Genomic DNA, 18,684 nt, shown 5'->3' with positions numbered 1-18,684 from the left:
GCCCACCGGCTCACGCCTCGGCCGCGTGCAGGCTCATCGGCCCGTAGATCTCCGTGGCGTCCTCGAACAGCCGCACCTGGTCGGCACCGCCCTCCTGGAGGGTCTTCCAGTGCTCCCCGATCCAGGACTCGGCGTCCCCCTGGGTGGGGAACTCCTCCGGCGGCACCGAGGGCTGGACCTCCGTACCGTCGGTCTTCTCGAACCGCCACGTCCATGCCGCCATGTACGCCTCCCATGTGTGTGAGCACACTGCACAGCGAAAAGCCGGATCTTGGTCCGGCTCCGACTCAGAGCGTAAGCGCTCAGCTGGGTTCGGCGTTATATGCCTTGCGGGGGTGAGGGCGGTGGGCCTGTGCGGGTCGTGGTCGGCTGGTCGCGCAGTTCCCCGCGCCCCTTCAGGGGCGTCTCCATCACGCATGTCTCATGCTCACGGGTGAGAATCGGGGCGTGGAACTCACTCTGCTCGGCACCGGCGCCCCCGCGGGACTTCCCCGCCCCGACTGTCCCTGCGCGGCCTGTGCGGCCGCTCTCGGACCGGATGCGCGGGCGGCCACCGCGTTGCTCGTGGACGGGGTGCTGCTGCTCGACCTGACGCCGGGTGCGGCGTTCGCGGCGGCTCGGGCGGGCCGTTCCCTGACCGGTGTCCGTCAGGTCCTGCTGTCGCATCCGCACGACGGGCCGGCGGTCGAGGTGCCCGCGGGGCTGCCGCAGCCCGGACGGGTGCCGGACGGGCGGGAGTTGACGCTGCTGACGGGGCACCGGGTGCGGGCGGTGGCGCTGGACGCGCCGGGCACCGGGTACGCGGTGACCGGGCCGGAGGGGCAGCGGCTGCTGTATCTGCCGCCGGGCGGGGCGCCGGCGGGCCTGGCGGAGCCGGCCGAGTCGTACGACATGGTCCTCACGGATGTCGTGGGGCGGCCGGACGCGCTGGCCAGGCTGCGGGCGGTGGGAGCGGTCGGCCCGACCACCGACGTGGTCGCCGTCCATCTGGACCACGACCTGCCGCCCGGCCCCGAGCTGGGGCGGCGGCTCGCGGCCGCCGGGGCACGGGCCGTGCCGGACGGGGTGACGCTGGTGGTGGGGGCGTACGAGGACGTGCCGGACGTGCCGCGGCGGACCCTGGTGCTGGGCGGGGCACGGTCGGGCAAGTCGGTGGAGGCCGAGCGGCGGCTGGAGGCCTTTCCTGACGTGCTGTACGTGGCGACGGGCGGGTCGCGCAACGGGGACACGGAGTGGTCCTCGCGGGTGTCGGCCCACCGGGAGCGGCGGCCGGGGTCGTGGCAGACGGTCGAGACCTGCGATCTGGTGCCGCTGCTGGAGGCCGAGGGGCCGCCCCTGCTCATCGACTGCCTGTCGCTGTGGCTGACCGACGCGATGGACTCGGTCGGGGCGTGGGACGACGCGGTGTGGGCGGAGCGTGGGGAGAAGGCGCTGCGGGAGCGGGTGCGGGAGCTGACGGAGGCGGTGCGGGCCACCCGGCGGACCGTGGTCGCCGTGTCGAACGAGGTGGGGTCGGGGATCGTCCCGTCGACGGCGTCGGGACGGCGTTACCGGGACGAACTCGGGCGGCTGAACGCGGGCTTCGCGGACGAGTGCGAGCACGTGCTGCTGGTGGTGGCGGGGCAGGCGGTGGTGCTGCGGGGCTGAGCCGGTGCGGCACGCGATGGTGCCGCGGGGCTGAGCCGGACTTCCCAGCCCCTCCGCGTCCCGCCCCTCCAGCGACCCGGACTACCCGTCCCCCGGTCTACTCGGCCGTGCGGGCGATCACGCGGTAGGTGTTCGCGAAGCGTGTGCGGCGGGCCACCGGGGCGATGAGGTGGTCGGCCAGCGCCGCCACGGCGACCAGGGGGAGGCCCGCGCGGAGCAGGGCCGTGCGGGTGTGCCGCTGGACCGGGGGCGGGGGGATCGCCCGCCAGGCGGTGTCGGGGGCGGGCAGGGCGTGGGAGAGGGCCAGGGACGTGGCGCCCGCGAGGTCGTGGGGGACGTGCACGGGGCGGTGGTCGAGCGTGAGGATCGTGCAGCCGGCCGACTCGAGTTCCGCGCGAACGTTCTGCGGGGGCAGCAGATGGAGGTGGCGCGGCTGGTCGTAGGGGAGCCACCAGCGGCCCAGCAGGGCGGCGAAGACGCTGCGGGGGGTCAGGGTCTCGATGAGCAGGTGGCCTCCGGGGCGCAGGACGGACAGAGCGGCCCGGAGTTCCGCCCGCGGGTCGGGGGTGCCCTCCAGGTGGTGGAGCATGCTGACCACGTCGTAGCGGGCGCGCAGCGGGGCGGCGATCCGCCGGTCCGTCAGGCGGCCGACATGGGCCTCCTCGACGCGGTCGGCGGTGCGGGCGCGCACCACGCGCGGGGTGGGGTCCAGGCCGTCGAAGGCGGTGTAGGGGAAGAACTGCCGGGCCGTGGCGGGGAAGCCGGCGTGGCCCGTCCCGACGTCGAGCCAGCTCTCCGGCTCGCCGTGGCGCAGCATCGCCCGGGCGGCCGAGCGGTGGCGGCGGGCGCTGCCGCGCAGGGCGAGGAGGCCGTCGCTCGACGGGTCCCTGGACGCGCCGCCCACGGTCCGGTGGTACAGGGCGAGGCCCTCCACCGTGAGGCGCGGGTTCTGGAAGGTGTGGCCGCAGTCCCGGCAGGCGTCGACCGTGAAGCTGCCCGGTTCGTACTGCCGCAGGTCACCGGTGCGCAGCCGGTTGCGCAGGGAGGTGGAGCCGCACCACGGGCAGTCCGCCCGGCGCGGTTCGTGGACCCGGGTGGTCGCCTGGCGGACCGGGGGTGCTGAGGGGGCGGGGTGTGCGGGCATGGGCGGCTCCCGGGCGCGACGGCGTACCGCAAGGACTAGGGCGGGGACATGGGCGAACCACATACGACAATCCGCTGCAAAACGGAACGTATGGGATGCCGATGCCGGGTGCAACGACGTCGCCGTGACGGAGTGGTGATGTGCCGCCGTGCTGTTCGGGCAGGGCCGGTACTGTTCGGCGAATGAGCTCGCTTAATCTCGACGACTTCACCGATCTGATCGAGCGTCCGGACGGCGGGGTCCGCCGGGACGCCGAGGCGCGCCGCGAGCGACAGATCGTGCCGCCCGGGTCGCTGGGCCGCCTCGACGAACTGGGTGAGTGGCTGGCGGCGGCGCAGTCCGCCGTGCCGGTCCGGCCGGTCGAACGGCCCCGGGTGGTGCTCTTCGCCGGTGACCACGGCATCGCCGGGCTGGGCGTCTCGGCCCGTGCGGCGGGCAGCGCCGGGGAGTTGGTGCGCGAGGTCCTGGAGGGCGGCCGGCCGGTGGCGGTGCTGGCGCGGCGGCTGGGCGTGCCGGTACGGGTCGTCGACATGGCGCTGGACTGCGATCCCGAGGCCCTGCCGGCGGACGTCGTACGGCACCGGGTGCGGCGCGGGAGCGGGCGCATCGACGTGGAGGACGCCCTCACCCTCGAGGAGGCGGAGGCGGCGTTCCGGGCCGGGGTCGCGGTGGCCGACGAGGAGGCCGACTCGGGCACGGATCTGGTGGTGCTCGGCGATGTCAGCGTCGGCGGGACCACGGTGGCGGGCGTGCTGGTCGCGGCGCTGTGCGGGGTGGACGCGTCGGTCGTCACCGGGCGTGGCGGGCTGGCGATCGACGATCTGGCGTGGATGCGCAAGTGCGCGGCGATCCGCGACGCGCTGCGCCGGGCACGGCCGGTGCTCGGGGACCAGTTGCAGCTGCTGGCGACGGTGGGCGGGGCCGACTTCGCCGCGATGACGGGCTTCCTGCTGCAGAGCGCGGTGCGCAAGCTGCCGGTGGTGCTCGACGGTGTCGTGACGGCGGCGTGCGCCCTGGTCGGGCAGCGGATCGCGTTCCGGGCACCGGACTGGTGGCTGGCCGCGCACGACAGCGGGGAGCCCGGGCAGGCGAAGGCGCTGGACCGGATGGCGCTGGAGCCGCTGCTCACCCACGGGGTGACCGTCGGGGAGGGCGCCGGGGGCCTGCTGGCGCTGCCGCTGGTGCAGGCGGCGGCCGCCCTGGCGGCGGAGCTGCCCGAGAAGCCCAAGGAGTCCGAGAAGCCGAAGGAGTCCGAGGAGGCACCGGCGTCCGGGGGGGCGAAGGGGTCCGAGGAGGCACCGGCGTCCGGGGAGGCGAAGGGGTCCGAGGAGCCGGGCGCGCCACAGGCCCCGGGGGCGCCCACCGCGGAGTAACGGCCCGAGATCCAGGTCACGCCCGCCTGGCTCAACTTCGTCCCGTTCCGGTCGGTCCTGGAACGTGGTGTCGGTTTGACTGAGTCGCAGACACCCTCAGACCAGGCCCCGCACGGACGAGGACGACCGCCGCATGACCACGCTCGCCCGCTGGGCCCGCGCCGAATGGGGTGCGCTGTACGGCGCGGTGCGCGGGCCACTGGCCGAACGGCGCCGGCGGGCCGCGCCGATGGCGGTCGCGGCCGTGTGCCTCACGGCGGTGCTGCACGTCGTGCACAACCAGTCGTGGGGCTATGAAGCCGTACAGGAGGCCGGCGGCGTACGGGCCGAGGACCCGCTGTGGGCGGCGCTGCTGCGGACGCCGCTGTCGCTGTTCGTACCCGCGCTGGACCTGCCGGTGTGGGGCGCGCTGGTACAGATCCTGCTGGTGTTCGGCATCGCCGAGCTGTGCCTCGGCCGGTGGCGGACCCTGGCCCTCGCCTACGTCGCGACGCTCGCGGGCACGCTGTACGCGCGCCTGGGCATCTGGCTCGGCCCGCAGTCCCCGCTCGGCCTGCCCGCCTCGGACGCCCGGGTCGTGGACACCGGGCCGTCCGCGGCGGTGGTGGGACTCGCCGTCTTCCTGGGGTGGCGCTACCGCGCGTACGTCACGGCCTCGGTGGTGATCGGGGCCATGGTGGCCGAGGTCGCGCTGAAGGAGAACCTCGCGGGCAAGGAGCACCTGGCGGCGATCGCGGCGGTGCTGGTGCTGTGCGCGGTCGGCGAGCTGCGTCAGCGGCGTTCGAGGGACCGGGCCGGTTCGGGGTCGGGCGCGCCGCCGATCCAGTCCTGAACCGCCCGCATGGGGAGTGCCCAGCGGCGGTCGTGGTGGTAGGAGCGCAGGGCGGATCTGGCCCGGGCGCGGGGCCGGTTGCGGTAGAACCGTTTGGCCCAGGGGGAGGTGGGCCGGGCCAGCCGCACGGCCGCGACCAGCGCGACGAAGGGGATGATCACACCGACGACCGCGAGGCGGACCTTGCCCTTGAACAGGGCGACGAGGGCGAACGCGAAGTTCACGAGGATCTCCACGAGGACGACGGCGCGGTTCTGCTGCTGGTCGTCGTTGAGGTCGTTGACGCCCAGCGGCGAGAAGCCGATCAGGAGCAGGCCGACGAGCGAGGCGGTGAGGACGACCATCTCCACGCTCTTGCGGCCGTCCGGGGTCCAGTAGACGTCGGCGAGATGCAGGACCAGGGCGAACTCGTCGAGGACGAGGCCCGCTCCGATGCCGAAGAACACCGCGGCCAGGCACGAGCCGAAGCCGTGCTGGCCGCCCGCCACCGCACCGAAGCCGCCGACGATCGTCAGGATGACCCCGGGGACCACGTGGTGGACGTGGACGCCGCCGCTGCTGACGTTGCCGAAGGGACCCTTGCCCGCCCGGATGAGGCGGGTGATGAGCCGGGTGATCAGAAAGGTCAGCACGAACGCGATGAGGGCGAGAAGCAGTGGCAGCTTGCCGGGTTCGATGATGTTCCGCTCCAACCATCCCATATGCGAACTTTATCCTCGGCTGCCGTTCCCGCTCTCCTGACCGGCCGGTAGCCTGCGCCGGTGCCCAGAACCTCGCCCTTGGACGGCCTCCGCTTCGCCTTCGGCACCCTCACGGTGATTCCCGTCCGGGTGACCCGATGGGACCGTCAGGCCGCTCGCGGCGGCATGCTGTGCGCCCCGCTGGTGGGCCTCGCGGTCGGTGCCGCCGCCGCCGGGCTCGGGCTGGCGCTGCTCTTCCTGGGTGCGGGCGCCCCGCTCGCCGCCGTGGCGAGTGTCGCCGTGCCGGCCGCGCTCACCCGTGGGCTGCACCTCGACGGGCTCGCGGACACCGCCGACGGGCTGGGCAGTGGCAAGCCCGCCGACGACGCGCTGCGGATCATGAAGCAGTCGGACATCGGGCCGTTCGGGGTGATCACCCTGGTCCTCGTCCTGCTCGCGCAGGTCGCCGCGCTCGCCCGGGCCTACGACGGCTCCTGGGCCCGGGGCGCCTGCGCCGCGGTCGTCTCGGCGGCCCTCGCGCGGCTGGCCCTGACCCTGGCGGCCCGGGCCGGGGTGCCCGCGGCCCGGCCGGAGGGGCTCGGGGCGGCGGTCGCGGGGGTGGTGCCGTTGCGGGGGGCGGTGATCGCCGTCGTGGCCGTCACGGGAGCAGCGGCAGCGGCCGGTGCCCTCCTCGGGCCGTACGACGTGATCCGGACGGTGCTCGCGGTGGTCCTCGCCCTGGCCGCGGCGGAGGCGCTGCTGCATCACTGCACGCGCCGATTCGGCGGGGTCACGGGGGACGTCTTCGGCGGTCTGGCGGAGACGGCGGCGACCACGGCGCTGGTCGTTCTGTCACTGGGCTGAAACGATCTCCGCGTCCCCCTCCTGCACGGGCCGCCCAGCCGCTAACTTCCTGCCCCGACGCACATGTGATCGGGGGACGTTCATGCCGAAACTGCGCCGCGCCGCGGCCTGGTTCGTCGATTTCGCACTGGTGCTGGCGCTGGCCTCGGCGCTCGCCGTACTCACCTTCCACCGGGTCTCCGCGCTCGTCACCGACGTGCCCGAGCTGGCCGCCCGCGGCGGTTTCGACCTGCTGACCTCGCGCGGCGACGTGCTCGACGCCTCGCAGGACCTCGGGCTCTCGCTGTGGGACAAGTCGGTGCTCTATGTCGAACAGGCCTTCGGGCTGCTGGTGCTGGCGGTGTTTCTCTACCAGTGGGCGTGCCTGGCCCTGGCCGGGCGCACCGTCGGCAAGGCCCTGGTGGGGCTGAAGGTCACGGCGGACTCCCCGCGCCGGGTCAGGGCGGCGCGCCGGGCCGCGGTCACCACCGCCGCGGACGTCGCCGTGTACGCCGTGGCCTGCGTGCTGCTGGTCGAGGGCCAGGTCGCGTTGTCGGTGCTGGTGTGGGCGGTCGCGGTGGTGCTGTTCCTGCTGAACGCGCTGCCGGTCCTCTCCCCCGCCCGCCGCTCCCTCGCCGACCGGGTCGCGGGCACCGCCGTCACCGGCATCGGGCTCAGCAGGCCCGTCGCCACGCCCCCAGTTCGTACTTCTTGAGCATCGAACTGAGCCTCAGGCCGCGCGAGTCGGCACAGAAGCGGCCGGTGGGGAGCTCGTACTCGACGTGGAAGACGGCCTTGCCCGCCGCGACGAACGGCTTCAGGGCCGTGCACTCGCCGTACTGGGCGCACTGTTCGTTGACCGCGAAGTCGAAGTCGCCGACCAGTTCCGGGATCTGGTCCAAGTCGTTCTTGAGCCCGACGGCCAGGCCGCGGTCGTGGGCGAGCCGGGCGATGAGGCGGTTGTAGCGCAGCTGGTCGGTGGCCGTGAGCGGGAAGCCCGTGTCGTTGCGGTAGCCGTCCATGTTGTCGGGTTCCACGGCGTCGAAGCCCTTGTCGCGGCACATGTCGACGCGGGCCGCCATGAGCGGTTCCAGGACGTCGGTGCGGCGGATGTCCAGCCAGCGTTCGCCCTTCCAGCCGTTTCCGCGGCCGAGGACCCGCGCGGGGAAGTCACCGGCGTCCGGACGGAACTCCTCCCAGGCGCCCATGGAGAGGTAGCAGATGACCTTGCGGTCCTCGCCGTGCAGCCGGGCGACGGTGTCCGCGGAGTGGTCGAAGCCGTCGATGTCGTAGACCGGCACGTCGACGGAGGTGTCCAGGCGCCCGCTGAGCTGCCACTGCCAGGCGGTGCCGGGGCGGGGCTGCCAGCGGGGGCGGGGCTTGTCGTCGGGGGCCCGGGTACATCCCGCGAGCAGCAGGACGAGCAGGGCGACGAGCGGGAACGGGCGTCTCACGGGGTGCTCTCCGTGGTGTCTGTGGGGCGCAGTGCGTACGGCAGTGTGCCCCAGGGATGATCTCCGGTTCCGGGCACCGCGCAGCGCACCGCCGCGCCGCGTGCCCGGGCCGGGCCCTCCGGGTCGGCGTCCGGCGGGACTCCGTGCACCAGGTGGCACAGGCGTACGTCCGGGCCGCCCGGCCTCGGCTGCGCGGGCTGCGCGAGGTAGGAGGCCCACGGTCCCTCGAACGTGACGAGGACGTCGGCGATGCGGGCGCAGCAGGGGTGCGGTGTCCTGCCGTGGTTGAGGACGAGACCGGCACGAGGCGTACGGGGGCCGCCGTGCGGGGTCGCGCCCGCTCGTCGGAGCCGGCGAGCGGGGCGCCTCACCGGATCGCGCCGAGTGTGACCCGGTTCACCGGTGTGGGGGGCCGGGAACTGGCCACTACGCCACCGACAGGTGAACGCCCGAAGGAATGAGCGAACGGGGCCACGCGCGTAGTCTCGTCGTCGAGTGTTCGCCGCACCGGGGAAGGCCCCGCGAGTCCCGCCCTCGGAGGTCCGCATAGGGTCGGCTGTCGGGCCCGGTCGACCCACACCGTTCGACCACAGCAACTTCACATCGGAAGCGAGATTTCACCACCGTGACTGCTCTCACTCTCAGCACCGCCGCGGCGTCCGGTCTGCGGGCCGACGCGATCGTGATCGGTGTCGCCAAGGGTGCCAAGGGGCCGGTCGTCGCACCGGGCGCCGAGGCCGTGGACAAGGCGTACGACGGCAGGCTCGCCGGCGTCCTGGAGACGCTCGGCGCCTCCGGCGGCGAGGGCGAGGTGACGAAGCTGCCGGCGCCGTCCGGCTTCAAGGCGCCGCTCGTCCTGGCGGTCGGTCTGGGCGCGGTCCCGGAGAAGGACGCCGACTACGACGCCGAGGCCCTGCGCAAGGCCGCCGGTGTCGCCGCCCGCGCCCTGGCCGGGTCCGGGAAGGCCGCCTTCGCGCTGCCGCTCGGCGACGCCGCCGCCGCGGGCACGGTCGGGGAGGGCGCGCTGCTCGGCGCGTACTCCTTCGACGCCTACAAGGACAACGGCAAGGACCCCAAGGCGAAGAACGGCAAGGCTCCGCTCGCCGAGATCGTCCTGCTCGGCGGCAAGCCGCGCGACAAGGCGTACAAGGCCGCGGTCGAGCGCGCCGTCGCCGTGTCCGAGGAGCTCAACCGCTCCCGCGACCTGGTCAACACCCCGCCGAACGACCTGACCCCCGAGTCGTTCGCCGCGATCGCCCAGGCCGCGGCCAAGGAACACGGCATCAAGGTCCAGGTGCTCGACGAGAAGGCCCTGGCCAAGGGCGGCTACGGCGGCATCCTCGGCGTCGGCTCCGGCTCCGCGGCCACCCCGCGCCTGGTCAAGCTGTCGTACACCTCCTCCAAGGCGAAGAAGCACCTCGCCTTCGTCGGCAAGGGCATCACCTACGACTCGGGCGGCATCTCGCTGAAGCCGGCCGGTCACAACGAGACGATGAAGTGCGACATGGCCGGGGCGGCCTCGGTGTTCGCCGCGGTCGTCGCCGCCGCGCGGCTCGGCCTGGAGGTCAACGTCACCGGCTGGCTCGCCCTGGCCGAGAACATGCCCTCCGGGTCCGCGACCCGTCCGGGTGACGTGCTGCGGATGTACAGCGGCAAGACGGTGGAGGTGCTCAACACCGACGCCGAGGGCCGGCTGGTGCTCGCCGACGCGCTGTGGGCGGCCTCCCAGGAGAAGCCGGACGCGATCGTGGACGTGGCGACGCTGACCGGGGCGATGGTGCTGGCGCTGGGCAACCGGACGTTCGGGATCATGGGCAACGACGACGCGTTCCGCGCGGCGCTGTGCGAGGCCGCCGAGGAGGTCGGGGAGCCGGCGTGGCCGATGCCGCTGCCGGAGCACCTGCGCAAGGGCATGGACTCCCCGACCGCCGACATCGCGAACATGGGCGAGCGGATGGGCGGCGGGCTGGTCGCCGGCCTGTTCCTGCGCGAGTTCGTGGGCGAGGGCATCACCTGGGCGCACCTGGACATCGCCGGGCCGGCCTTCAACGAGGGCGGGCCGTTCGGGTACACGCCGAAGGGCGGCACGGGGACGGCCGTGCGGACGCTGGTGCGGCTGGCCGAGCTGACGGCTTCGGGCGACCTTGGCTGAGTTCGCCTCTTAGCTCGGTCTCGCCCGTTGTGTGGCGAGTGCGGGGGCGTGGGGGCTGTTCACGCAGTTCCCCGCGCCCCTGTTCTGCTGGCCCCGCGCCCACGCGGCGGAGCCGCAGATCAGACACAGCCCCGCGCCCCTGTTCTGCTGCCCCCGCGCCCACGCGGCGGAGCCGCAGATCAGACACAGCCCCGCGCGCCTTCGGGTGCTGCCCCACTCGGCTCATCTGAACGTGGGGCGTCTCACACCGCAGCCCGGCGTCTCCTTGTGTGCCGACAAGTGCGAAGATGGGGCACGGCAGGACAGGGCCCCACCGAAGGGCCGAAGAACGAGCGGCCGGACACCAGCCGCCTGCCGGTCACCGAAGACCGGCTCACGGCGCACATGCATGGAGGACGTGACGTGGCGAACGACGCCAGCACCGTTTTCGACCTAGTGATCCTCGGCGGTGGCAGCGGTGGTTACGCCGCGGCCCTGCGCGGGGCGCAGCTGGGCCTGGACGTCGCCCTGATCGAGAAGGACAAGGTCGGCGGCACCTGCCTGCACCGGGGATGCATCCCCACCAAGGCCCTGCTGCACGCGGGCGAGATCGCCGACCAGGCCCGCGAGAGCGAGCAGTTCGGTGTGAAGGCCTCCTTCGAGGGCATCGACATCGCCGGTGTCCACAAGTACAAGGACGGCGTGATCGCCGGCCTGTACAAGGGCCTGCAGGGCCTCGTCGCCTCCCGGAAGGTGACCTACATCGAGGGTGAGGGCCGCCTCTCCTCCCCCACCTCCGTCGACGTGAACGGCCGCCGTGTCGAAGGCCGCCACATCCTGCTCGCGACCGGCTCCGTGCCGAAGTCGCTGCCGGGCCTGGACATCGACGGCAACCGGATCATTTCCTCCGACCACGCCCTCGTCCTGGACCGCGTGCCGAAGTCCGCGATCATCCTGGGCGGCGGCGTCATCGGCGTCGAGTTCGCCTCCGCGTGGAAGTCCTTCGGCACCGAGGTCACGATCGTCGAGGGCCTGAAGCACCTCGTCCCGGTCGAGGACGAGAACTCCTCCAAGCTGCTGGAGCGCGCGTTCCGCAAGCGCGGCATCAAGTTCAACCTGGGCACCTTCTTCCAGAAGGCCGAGTACACCCAGGACGGCGTCAAGGTCACCCTCGCCGACGGCAAGGAGTTCGAGGCCGAGGTCCTGCTGGTCGCCATCGGCCGCGGCCCGGTCTCCCAGGGCCTCGGCTACGAGGAGCAGGGCGTCGCCATGGACCGCGGCTACGTCCTGGTCGACGAGTACATGCGCACGAACGTGCCGACCATCTCCGCCGTCGGTGACCTCGTCCCGACCCTCCAGCTCGCGCACGTCGGCTTCGCCGAGGGCATCCTGGTGGCGGAGCGCCTGGCCGGTCTGAAGACCGTTCCGATCGACTACGACGGTGTCCCGCGGGTGACGTACTGCCACCCGGAGGTCGCCTCCGTCGGTATCACCGAGGCCAAGGCCAAGGAGATCTACGGTGCGGACAAGGTCGTCGCTCTGAAGTACAACCTCGCGGGCAACGGCAGGAGCAAGATCCTGAACACCGCGGGCGAGATCAAGCTCGTCCAGGTCAAGGACGGTGCCGTCGTCGGCGTCCACATGGTCGGCGACCGCATGGGCGAGCAGGTCGGCGAAGCCCAGCTGATCTACAACTGGGAGGCGCTGCCCGCCGAGGTGGCCCAGCTCATCCACGCCCACCCGACGCAGAACGAGGCGCTCGGCGAGGCCCACCTGGCCCTGGCCGGCAAGCCTCTCCACGCGCACGACTGACCCCTCGGTCGACACACGCGACGACACAGACTTCCGCACTTTCCGTAAGGAGCAACCGAAACCATGGCGGTTTCCGTAACCCTTCCGGCGCTCGGTGAGAGCGTCACCGAGGGCACTGTCACCCGCTGGCTGAAGGCCGAGGGCGAGCGCGTCGAGGCCGACGAGCCGCTGCTCGAGGTGTCGACCGACAAGGTCGACACCGAGATCCCCTCGCCCGCCGCCGGTGTCCTGGCCTCCATCAAGGTCGCCGAGGACGAAACGGTCGAGGTCGGCGCCGAGCTGGCCCTCATCGACGACGGCAGCGGCGCGCCCGCCGCCGCCGAGGCCCCGCAGGCCGAGCAGGTCGCCGAGCCCGCCCCCGAGCCCGCTCCGGCCGCCCCGTCCACCGAGCAGGCCGCCCCGGCGCCCGCTCCCTCCGCCGACGCCGCCGCCGGCGGCGGTTCCGCCGAGGGCACGGACGTGGTCCTGCCCGCGCTCGGCGAGTCCGTCACCGAGGGCACCGTCACCCGCTGGCTGAAGTCGGTCGGTGACACCGTCGAGGCCGACGAGCCGCTGCTCGAGGTCTCCACCGACAAGGTCGACACCGAGATCCCGGCGCCCACCTCGGGCACGCTGCTGGAGATCGTGGTCGGCGAGGACGAGACGGCCGAGGTCGGCGCCAAGCTCGCCGTCATCGGCGAGGCGGGTGCGGCTCCGGCCGCCGCCCCGGCGCAGGAGGCCCCGGCCGCCCCGGCCCAGCCCGAGCCCACCCCGGCTCCGGCACCGGCGCAGCCCGCCCCGGCCCCGCAGGCCCCGTCGGCCCCGGCCCCGCAGCAGCAGGTCACCCCGGCTCCCGAGCCGGCCCCGGCCGCTCCCGCGCCCGCCCCGGCTCCGGCCCAGGCCCCGGCCGCTCCGGCCGCCGCCAAGCCGGCCGACGACGGCGCCTACGTCACCCCGCTGGTGCGCAAGCTCGCCGCCGAGCAGGGCGTCGACCTGGCCACCGTCAAGGGCACCGGCGTCGGCGGCCGTATCCGCAAGCAGGACGTCGTCGCCGCCGCCGAGGCCGCGAAGAGCGCCGCCGCCACCCCGGCCCCCGCCGCTGCCGCCCCGGCGGCCGCGAAGAAGGCCCCGGTGCTGGAGGCCTCCCCGCTGCGCGGCCAGACGGTGAAGATGCCGCGGATCCGCAAGGTCATCGGCGACAACATGGTCAAGGCCCTGCACGAGCAGGCCCAGCTGTCCTCGGTCGTCGAGGTCGACGTCACCCGTCTGATGAAGCTGCGCGCCCGCGCCAAGGACGCGTTCGCGGCGCGTGAGGGCGTCAAGCTCTCTCCGATGCCGTTCTTCGTCAAGGCCGCGGCCCAGGCGCTGAAGGCGCACGCGCCGATCAACGCCAAGATCAACGAGGCCGAGGGGACCATCACCTACTTCGACACCGAGAACATCGGTATCGCGGTGGACTCCGAGAAGGGCCTGATGACCCCGGTCATCAAGAACGCCGGTGACCTCAACCTCGCCGGTATCGCCAAGGCCACGGCCGACCTGGCGGGCAAGGTCCGCGCCAACAAGATCACCCCGGACGAGCTGTCCGGCGCGACCTTCACCATCTCCAACACCGGGTCGCGCGGCGCGCTCTTCGACACGATCATCGTGCCGCCGGGCCAGGTCGCCATCCTCGGCATCGGCGCGACGGTCAAGCGTCCCGCCGTCATCGAGACGGAGGAGGGCACGGTCATCGGCGTCCGCGACATGACGTACCTGACCCTGTCCTACGACCACCGCCTGGTGGACGGCGCCGACGCCGCCCGCTACCTGACGGCGGTCAAGGCCATCCTGGAGGCGGGCGAGTTCGAGGTCGAGCTCGGCCTCTGACCTCCATCGCCGGTACGGCTGTACGGTGCCCCGTTCGGATCTTCCGAGCGGGGCACCGTCGTCCCCAAGGGGCGCGGGGAACTGCGCGACCAACCACGACGGCGCGGTAGCCGAACGACCGCCCCACACCCCTTGTGTAAGTCTCGTCTCACCTGCACCAAAGCGCCCTCACCCGCCCCACCCGCGGAGCGAACCGGCCGTATTGTCTAAACGTCGATCCCGCGTAAGGAGCCCTCATGACCGCGCCCGTCATCCACTCGCTCCGCGAGCAGATCCGCGAGCACATCCTGGAGGGGATCATCAGCGGACGCTGGCAGCCGGGCGAGCGGATCGTCGAGCGCCGGATCGCCACGGAACTGGAGGTCAGTCAGACCCCGGTCCGCGAGGCCCTGCGCGAGCTGGAGTCCCTGCGCCTGATCGAGTCCGCTCCCAACAAGGGCGTCCGCGTGCGGAACCTGACCGCCGCCGACCTGGAGGAGAGCTACCCCGTCCGTGCCGGCCTGGAGGCCATCGCCGCGGAGCTGGCCGCAGCGGGCCTCGCAGAGGACTGCTCGGCACTGGAACCCCACGTCAGCGCCCTGCACGAGGCCGACCGCGTCTCCGACGGCACCGCGCAGGTCCGCCACACCGTCGCCTTCCACCGCGAGTTGGTCCGCGCCGCGGGCAACTCCGTGCTGCTGCACACGTGGGAAGGCCTCGGCATCGAGGTGTTCACGGCCCTGTCGATCCGCTGGCTGGGCACCCGGCAGCAGTCGTACGCGGAGGAGCACGAGGAGCTCGTCGCCGCGTTCAAGCGCCGCGACCCGCGGATCGCCGAACTCGTGAAGGCGCACGTGCTGGGCTGCGCCCCCCGGGCGTGACACCCGAGCACCCGCTCGCTCAAACGCCCCCGACCTGCGAAAACCGTTCGATAATCGGTCACCGCGTGCCACCGTCGGAGGCACCCCGTGCCTACTTTCTCGTGATCAAGAGGTTTTGCCCCTCAACCCTTTGATCGATCATCGATCAGGGGGTTACAGTCGCCGACGGGCTTCCACCGAAGCCTCAGCCCTGTCCTGCCAAAGACAAAGGGCACCCCCGATCCCCTTATGTGAGGGAACCCCCTTCGACTGAGGAAGGCGGCGACATGACCGACCCCAACGCCATCCAGCCGAGCGAGCTCGACCAGCTCCCCGACCGGGACCCGGAGGAGACCGCCGAATGGCAGGCCTCCCTGGACGCGGTCACCAAGGCTGCCGGGCCGCACCGTGCCGCATATCTGATGCGCCGCACGCTGGAGCGCGCCGAGGGCGCCGGCATCGCGCTGCCGAAGCTCCTCGAGACCGACTACGTCAACTCCATCCCCACCTCCGCCGAGCCGGCCGTGCCCGGTGACGAGGCGATGGAACAGCGGATCACCGCGTGGAACCGCTGGAACGCGGCCGCGATGGTGACCCGCGGCAGCAAGTACGGCGTCGGCGGCCACATCGCCACCTTCGCCTCCGCCGCCTGGCTGTACGAGACCGGCTTCAACCACTTCTTCAAGGGCAAGGAGGCCGACGGCTCCGGCGACCAGCTCTACATCCAGGGCCACGCCTCCCCCGGCATCTACGCCCGTGCATTTCTCGACGGCCGGCTGAACGAGGAGCAGCTCGACAACTTCCGCCGGGAGTCGGGCGGCAACGGCCTGCCCTCCTACCCGCACCCGCGCCGCCTGCCCTGGCTGTGGGAGTTCCCCACGGTCTCCATGGGCCTCGGTCCGCTGTCCGCGATCTACCAGGCGCGCTTCAACCGCTACCTGGCCAACCGCGGCATCAAGGACACCTCCGCCTCGCACGTGTGGGCGTTCCTCGGCGACGGCGAGATGGACGAGCCCGAGTCGACGGCGGCCCTCGCGCTGGCGGCCCGTGAGGAGCTGGACAACCTCACCTTCGTCATCAACTGCAACCTGCAGCGCCTCGACGGCCCGGTCCGCGCCAACTTCAAGATCGTGCAGGAGCTGGAGGCCCAGTTCCGCGGCGCCGGCTGGAACGTGATCAAGACGCTGTGGGGCACGGCCTGGGACGAGCTGTTCCGGCTCGACACCACGGGCGCGCTCGTACGCCGTCTGCGTCAGGTACCGGACGCGCAGATCCAGACGTACCAGACCCGCGACGCGGCCTACATCCGCCAGGACTTCTTCGGCCGCGACCCGGCGCTCGTGGAGATGGCGAAGCTGCTGAGCGACGACAAGATCCTCGAGTGCTTCCACCTCTCGCGCGGTGGCCACGAGGCGCGCAAGGTGTTCGCCGCGTACAAGGCGGCCGTCGAGCACAAGGGCGCACCGACCGTGATCCTGGCCCAGACGGTCAAGGGCCACACCCTCGGTGAGGGCTTCGCGTCGAAGAACGCCAACCACCAGATGAAGAAGCTCTCGGTGGACGAGTTCAAGAACATGCGCGACCTGCTGGAGCTGCCGATCAAGGACAGCGACTTCGTGGACGGCGTGGTGCCCTACGGCCACCCGGGCGCCGACTCCCCCGAGGTCCGCTACCTCCAGGAGCGGCGTGCCGCCCTCGGCGGTCCGGCCCCGGCCCGGCGCGTGCACCCGGTCGCCCCGCTGCCCGCCCCCGCTGAGAAGGCGTTCGCGTCCTTCGACAAGGGCTCCGGCTCGCAGAACGTGGCCACCACCATGGCGTTCGTCCGCCTCGTCAAGGACCTGGTCCGCGACAAGGAGACGGGCAAGCGCTGGGTGCCGATCGTCCCGGACGAGGCGCGCACCTTCGGCATGGAGTCGCTCTTCCCGTCCCTCGGCATCTACTCGCCGAAGGGCCAGACGTACGAGCCGGTCGACCGCGACCAGCTGATGTACTACAAGGAGGCCCAGAACGGCCAGATCCTCAACGAGGGGATCACCGAGGCCGGTTCGATGGCCGACTTCATCGCCGCGTCGACGTCGTACGCGACGCACGGCGAGACGATGATCCCGTTCTACATCTTCTACTCGATGTTCGGCTGGCAGCGCACGGCCGACCAGATGTGGCAGCTCGGCGACCAGCTCGGCCGCGGCTTCCTCGTCGGCGCCACGGCCGGCCGTACGACGCTGACGGGCGAGGGCCTGCAGCACGCCGACGGCCACTCCCCCGTCATCGCGGCGACCAACCCGGCGGCGCTGACGTACGACCCGGCGTTCGCCTACGAGGTCGCCGCCATCGTCAAGGACGGTCTGCGCCGGATGTACGGCGAGGCGGCCCCGGGTGAGGACCAGGACGTCTTCTACTACCTGACCGTCTACAACGAGCCGATGCCGCAGCCGGCGAAGCCGTCCGTGGACGACGTCGACGAAGGCATCGTCAAGGGCCTGTACCGCTTCAACACGGCGGAGTCGGCGGGCGTGACCGTGCCGGCGAACGCCCCGCGGATCCAGCTGCTCGGCTCCGGTACGGCGATCCACTGGGCGCTCAAGGCGCAAGCGCTGCTCGCCGAGGAATGGGGTGTGGCGGCCGACGTGTGGTCGGCGACGTCCTGGAGCGAGCTGCGCCGGGACGCGCTGGAGGCGGACGAGGCGCTACTGCGCGGCGAGGAGCGGGTGCCGTTCGTGCGGCAGGCGCTCCAGGGCGCCGAGGGCCCGGTGCTGGCGGTCTCCGACTACATGCGCCAGGTCCCGGACCAGATCGCGCAGTGGGTCGAGCAGGACTGGTCCTCGCTGGGCGCCGACGGCTTCGGCCTCTCGGACACCCGTGAGGCGGCCCGCCGCCACTTCGGTGTCGACGCCGAGTCGATCGTCGTCGCGGCCCTCGCCCAGCTCGCCAAGCGCGGCGAGGTGAAGGCGGCGTCCGTGAAGGAAGCGCGCGAGCAGTACGGTCTGTGAGCACGGACCGGTGATCGGCAGGCCCCCGCCCCGGCGGGGGCCTGCTGCATGATGTGGCCATGCGTGCTGCCCGGCTGATCAAGATGGTGCTGCTGCTCCAGTCCCGGCCCTCCATGACGGCCGCCGAACTCGCCCGTGAGCTGGAGGTGTCGGAACGGACGGTCACGCGCGACGCGCAGGCGCTGTCGGAGGCGGGGGTGCCGGTGTACGCGGACCGCGGCCGGGCCGGCGGGTACCGGCTGGTCGGCGGGTACCGGACGCGGCTGACCGGGCTGCACCGCGGGGAGGCCGAGGCGCTGTTCCTGTCCGGGGTCCCGGGGGCGCTGCGCGAGATGGGCCTGGAGGACGCCGCCTCTGCGGCCCGGCTGAAGGTGTCGGCGGCGCTGCTGCCGTCCCTGCGGGACGCCTCCAGGTCGGCGGCCCAGCGGTTCCACCTGGACGCGCCGAACTGGTTCCGGGAGCCGAAGACGCCCGGGCTGCTGCCGGCCGTCGCCGACGCGGTGTGGGACGACCGGCGGATCAGCGCGCGCTACCGGCGCGGGGAGGACGAGGTGGTCCGGGAGCTGGAGCCGTACGGTCTCGTGCTGAAGGCGGGCGTCTGGTACCTGTGCGCGCGGGTGACGGGGAGCGGGTCCTTCCGGGTGTACCGGATCGACCGGTTCACGGCGGTGGACCCGGGCGAGGAGCGCTTCGAGCGGGAGCCGGAGTTCGACCTGCCCGCGTTCTGGGAGGAGCGGGCCGAGCAGTTCGCGCGGTCCCTCCTGCGGGCGCGGATCGTGGTGCGGCTGTCCCCCGGCGGGGTGCGCGCACTGCCGTACGCCGTCGACTCGGTCTCCGCCCGGGAGGCCTTGGCGGACGCGCACGCCCCGGACGAGGGCGGCTGGGTGACGGTGACCCTTCCGGTGGAGTCCGAGGAGGTCGCCCGCACGCAGCTGGCGACGCTGGGACCGGAGGTGGAGGTGCTGGCGCCGGAGAGCCTGCGCGAGCGGTTCGCCGCCGACGCGGAGCGGCTGGCCCGGCTCTACCGGCCCGGGAGCGGCGCATAACGATCCCGCGCACTCCGGGTGCGCCCCTGTGCCCCAGGGCCGATG

General features: G+C 72.7%; 16 protein-coding genes. 11 read left to right on the top strand and 5 right to left on the bottom strand.

The window, feature by feature from the left end; genetic code table 11:
* Positions 1 to 10 precede the first annotated feature (10 nt).
* Positions 11 to 223, bottom strand: coding sequence for a hypothetical protein (locus ACIQU3_RS28425; RefSeq protein WP_403928310.1), 213 nt, complete (start codon positions 221 to 223; stop codon positions 11 to 13).
* A 224-nt stretch (positions 224 to 447) separates the two neighbouring features.
* Between ACIQU3_RS28425 and ACIQU3_RS28420 the strand changes: the two genes are divergently transcribed.
* Positions 448 to 1,647 carry a bifunctional adenosylcobinamide kinase/adenosylcobinamide-phosphate guanylyltransferase gene (locus ACIQU3_RS28420; protein WP_403928307.1) on the top strand — a complete coding sequence of 400 codons (1,200 nt, stop codon included), beginning with the start codon at positions 448 to 450 and terminating at the stop codon, positions 1,645 to 1,647.
* 97 nt (positions 1,648 to 1,744) lie between these two features.
* On the opposite strand, the gene ACIQU3_RS28415 is transcribed toward ACIQU3_RS28420, so the two are convergent.
* Positions 1,745 to 2,791, bottom strand: a complete 1,047-nt coding sequence (locus ACIQU3_RS28415; protein WP_403732418.1) for a class I SAM-dependent methyltransferase — start codon at positions 2,789 to 2,791, stop codon at positions 1,745 to 1,747.
* A 182-nt stretch (positions 2,792 to 2,973) separates the two neighbouring features.
* Here ACIQU3_RS28415 and cobT point away from each other — a divergent pair, with 182 nt between their 5' ends.
* Positions 2,974 to 4,164, top strand: coding sequence for a nicotinate-nucleotide--dimethylbenzimidazole phosphoribosyltransferase (gene cobT, locus ACIQU3_RS28410; protein WP_403732415.1), 1,191 nt, complete (start codon positions 2,974 to 2,976; stop codon positions 4,162 to 4,164).
* A gap of 133 nt (positions 4,165 to 4,297) precedes the next feature.
* A complete protein-coding gene (locus ACIQU3_RS28405) occupies positions 4,298 to 4,996 on the top strand; it encodes a hypothetical protein (protein WP_403732413.1) in 699 nt (232 codons plus the stop codon).
* On the opposite strand, the gene ACIQU3_RS28400 is transcribed toward ACIQU3_RS28405, so the two are convergent.
* On the bottom strand, positions 4,936 to 5,697 hold the full coding sequence (locus ACIQU3_RS28400) for a hypothetical protein (RefSeq protein WP_403732411.1): 762 nt from the start codon (positions 5,695 to 5,697) through the stop codon (positions 4,936 to 4,938). The genes ACIQU3_RS28405 and ACIQU3_RS28400 overlap by 61 nt on opposite strands.
* Before the next feature lie 60 nt (positions 5,698 to 5,757).
* On the opposite strand from ACIQU3_RS28400, the gene ACIQU3_RS28395 reads away from it, so the two are divergent.
* Positions 5,758 to 6,540: an adenosylcobinamide-GDP ribazoletransferase gene (locus tag ACIQU3_RS28395; RefSeq protein ID WP_403732405.1), complete on the top strand. Its 783-nt coding sequence runs from the start codon at positions 5,758 to 5,760 to the stop codon at positions 6,538 to 6,540.
* Positions 6,541 to 6,622: 82 nt separating this feature from the next.
* Complete coding sequence (locus ACIQU3_RS28390) at positions 6,623 to 7,234, top strand: RDD family protein (RefSeq protein ID WP_403732402.1); 612 nt, start codon at positions 6,623 to 6,625, stop codon at positions 7,232 to 7,234.
* On the opposite strand, the gene ACIQU3_RS28385 is transcribed toward ACIQU3_RS28390, so the two are convergent.
* Positions 7,194 to 7,973, bottom strand: a complete 780-nt coding sequence (locus ACIQU3_RS28385; RefSeq protein WP_403732399.1) for an endo alpha-1,4 polygalactosaminidase — start codon at positions 7,971 to 7,973, stop codon at positions 7,194 to 7,196. The two genes, ACIQU3_RS28390 and ACIQU3_RS28385, sit on opposite strands and share 41 nt — an antisense overlap.
* Complete coding sequence (locus ACIQU3_RS28380) at positions 7,970 to 8,344, bottom strand: hypothetical protein (protein WP_403732396.1); 375 nt, start codon at positions 8,342 to 8,344, stop codon at positions 7,970 to 7,972. Before ACIQU3_RS28380 ends, ACIQU3_RS28385 begins: the two co-directional genes overlap by 4 nt.
* 254 nt (positions 8,345 to 8,598) lie before the next feature.
* Here ACIQU3_RS28380 and ACIQU3_RS28375 point away from each other — a divergent pair, with 254 nt between their 5' ends.
* The 6 genes from ACIQU3_RS28375 (at position 8,599) to ACIQU3_RS28350 (ending at position 18,639) form a co-directional block, all read left to right on the top strand.
* Positions 8,599 to 10,125 (top strand): leucyl aminopeptidase, encoded by a 1,527-nt coding sequence (locus ACIQU3_RS28375; protein ID WP_403928304.1) that lies wholly within the window; start codon positions 8,599 to 8,601, stop codon positions 10,123 to 10,125.
* Positions 10,126 to 10,527: 402 nt separating this feature from the next.
* Entirely contained in the window at positions 10,528 to 11,916 is a 1,389-nt protein-coding gene (gene lpdA / locus ACIQU3_RS28370; protein ID WP_403732391.1) for a dihydrolipoyl dehydrogenase, read from the top strand.
* Positions 11,917 to 11,979: 63 nt separating this feature from the next.
* Positions 11,980 to 13,764 (top strand): 2-oxoglutarate dehydrogenase, E2 component, dihydrolipoamide succinyltransferase, encoded by a 1,785-nt coding sequence (gene sucB, locus ACIQU3_RS28365; RefSeq protein ID WP_403732388.1) that lies wholly within the window; start codon positions 11,980 to 11,982, stop codon positions 13,762 to 13,764.
* Positions 13,765 to 14,000: 236 nt separating this feature from the next.
* The gene (locus ACIQU3_RS28360; protein WP_403732386.1) at positions 14,001 to 14,624 is read left to right on the top strand and encodes a GntR family transcriptional regulator; all 624 of its coding nucleotides are present in this window, start codon (positions 14,001 to 14,003) and stop codon (positions 14,622 to 14,624) included.
* A 266-nt stretch (positions 14,625 to 14,890) separates the two neighbouring features.
* On the top strand, positions 14,891 to 17,593 hold the full coding sequence (gene aceE / locus ACIQU3_RS28355; protein WP_403928301.1) for a pyruvate dehydrogenase (acetyl-transferring), homodimeric type: 2,703 nt from the start codon (positions 14,891 to 14,893) through the stop codon (positions 17,591 to 17,593).
* 59 nt (positions 17,594 to 17,652) lie between these two features.
* Positions 17,653 to 18,639, top strand: coding sequence for a helix-turn-helix transcriptional regulator (locus ACIQU3_RS28350; RefSeq protein ID WP_403928298.1), 987 nt, complete (start codon positions 17,653 to 17,655; stop codon positions 18,637 to 18,639).
* Positions 18,640 to 18,684: the final 45 nt, after the last annotated feature.

The organism is Streptomyces sp. NPDC101110, from assembly GCF_044759525.1.
Lineage (GTDB): Bacteria > Actinomycetota > Actinomycetes > Streptomycetales > Streptomycetaceae > Streptomyces.
This window is presented reverse-complemented; position numbering and strand designations above follow the sequence as displayed.